Origin of the sequence: Roseovarius spongiae, assembly GCF_003651245.1 — a bacterium.
Classification (GTDB): Bacteria; Pseudomonadota; Alphaproteobacteria; order Rhodobacterales; family Rhodobacteraceae; genus Roseovarius; species Roseovarius spongiae.
Genome location: NZ_RAPE01000014.1, coordinates 1 through 2509, shown reverse-complemented (window position 1 = coordinate 2509; position 2509 = coordinate 1). Strand labels below are relative to the sequence as shown.

Annotated in this window: 1 protein-coding gene; it reads right to left on the bottom strand. The window is 51.2% G+C overall.

Going from position 1 to position 2509, the window contains the following annotated elements; genetic code table 11:
- Nucleotides 1–189 precede the first annotated feature (189 nt).
- Nucleotides 190–2166, bottom strand: coding sequence for an ATP-binding protein (locus D6850_RS19175; protein ID WP_121169226.1), 1977 nt, complete (start codon nucleotides 2164–2166; stop codon nucleotides 190–192).
- Nucleotides 2167–2509: the final 343 nt, after the last annotated feature.

The following is a 2509-nucleotide window of genomic DNA, read 5'->3' as shown; positions in this document are numbered from 1 at the left end:
TTCGGAAACTGGCCAAGATTTTTCCGGCACCGCAGCAAATGCGCAAAGCCTGACAAAAAAGGCGCTCGCGCGCCCTTCACCACCAAGTTTTCTGCGTCAGCAACACGGTGTTTTTCAACAGAATCGGCGGGAACCGGACTTTCGCTGCACCACAGATAATCGGCAACGATCCGCAGATAGCAGACGTAGTCATACGGAAATCCCGATACGTTCGAAGAACGCTCGATTGCGCGACTTGGCGGACTCGAGAACGTCTTTGAAAGACGAGACCTCGATAAAAATCGAATAGGACGAGTCCCACGAATAATAGGTGTTTGAACCCGCCTTTCGGTGGAAGTTCCCAAGAGCTTTCATCACCTCACGCAGCCTGGGCGTTACATCCGCGATGATGTAACACATGAACGGCGTAGTTTGTTCGATTGGGCGGATGGGTGTCCCGTCATACCTGATCGCCTCGCCAGACTTCCGCATGTCTTCAACATACTTTCGGACTTGCGTGATGGGGTTTTTATCCAACGTGTAGTTGTCAATCTTCGGGCGCTTGAACTCCACGATAGTAATAGGGGACGATTTGTCTTCATTCTCAAAGCCAAGGCCAAGGTCGAAAATTGAAACATCCGGCCTATCCTTCGGGTGGGCAGGATCGGACACCTGCTTTTCCATGCGCGTGTCAGAATTGAAATACGAGTAGAACGCCAGCCGGTCGTCAACGATCCACAAGTTGTGGTCGTCATAATCCAAATCCGAGGAAGTGGATTTCAAAGGGCAGATTATGTCGTGGAGAACGTCTTCATACTCGGATTCTTGGTCGGTATCGGGCTTGAATTTCAAGCTCTCTTCGAACACGTCGAGAACCAGCTTGCGCTTCATGACGTATTCGGCAAGCGACGATACGGACTCTTGCTTCAGCTCTGATACATACTCTCTGGCCTTCGCCTCCACATCAGGCAGCTTCTTCTCAATTGACCGCTTGAAAGCGTTCTTGCGGCGCTCATATTGTCGCAGTGACTGACGGGACATTTCTACAAAGATGTCTTCTTTCCGGTTCGTGCCGTAATGTAGGGTCTCCGCGATTTCGACGTCATTTCCTTGAATGCTCAGGAAGCGGGGGTGCTCGATGCGCAGAGCGGTGACAATGCCAGTCTGCTTCTCTCGTATCTCTGCGAGTTCTGGGGCGAGGAATTCCTTGACGCGCTCCTTCGCCTGATCGACGATGCTCTCAACTTCATCTTCCGACAACGAGAAGTCAGTTCTGGTATCGTTCACAGAGTCATCAAGGGCGGAGCTTTCGATATATCCAAGGAACGCGAATCTATTACCGATAGCCTTGAGGCCTATCACCCCGTCCATGTCGAACCGCTTAACAGCACGTCCATTCGCGCCCAAGTAAAGTGCGTTCGTGCTTCTTTCGTCGTCAGAGATTGCTTTAGGAAGCAGAAAGCAGTGACAGACGAAATCTTCGGACGCACCAGAAACCGATACATTGAACCGATAATCCTCGTCGCGTTCAACTGATTCTGAGAATGCGTCGAACAGGTCTATCTCGGCATCTACATCACAGACCGTAATTTTTGGATGACTGATGTTGATGAAGTAGCTGATAAAATGGGCCAAAAGCCGATTTGTGATCGTGCTTGCTTTCTTTGGTATGTGGAGAGCGTAGTCCCGTTTGTAGGGGGTCAATTGAACAATTGAACCTGCGGCGCTTCGATCCGCCGGAGAGAACGTCAGGTTATCCGTTGGATTGGAAATTTTGAAATAGAATGAGACTGAATGCCCGCTGGACCCATCATCATAAACGCTATTGATGCGCACCTCATCCAGCACCTTGAGCCAGACAAGGCGTCCTACGCCTTTTCCGCCAATTTTCTCTTTGGCACGTGAGTCCATTCGACGGAAAGACTGGAGGTTGCTTTCGTTGAATCCAATGCCGTTGTCAGAAACAGTGAAGCCTTCTATATCCCCAGATTCAGTGCGGTGCAGTTCGATCGAAACTTCACCCCTGCTGAGATTGTCTTTGCCAAATCTGTCTTCGACTGCGTGAATGGAGTTCATCACAGCTTCAAACAGCGGGAAAAGTGAGTTCTTGGCATTCGGAGCAAGAGATAAATTTCGAATGCGTCCTGCGGGGTCATTGTCCCAGCCTGTTTGAACTCGAACGTCCATACTATGTGCTCCAACCTGCCCTCAACGGCACTATGACTGCGTCGCTGGCTGGGCGCAATCCGCCAGTTTTCCTCGGCGCCGACCAACAGGCTCATATGCTAAACGTGCTGTCCGCCACTCTACTTCCTTCAGTGAGACTGCGGTGATGGCTCGGAGCACTTTTGTTGGCCGGGAAGCAGACCCCCGGACCCCACGAGATCGAATGGCAGCTCTGGGCCGATTCTGTTGAAAAACACCGTGTTGCTGACGCAGAAAACTTGGTGGTGAAGGGCGCGCGAGCGCCTTTTTTGTCAGGCTTTGCGCATTTGCTGCGGTGCCGGAAAAATCTTGGCCAGTTTCCGAA

Coding starts and splice junctions, on each gene's coding strand:
- D6850_RS19175 (WP_121169226.1), bottom strand. CDS start 2,166: ATGGACGTTCGAGTTCAAACAGGCTGGGACAATGACCCCGCAGGACGC.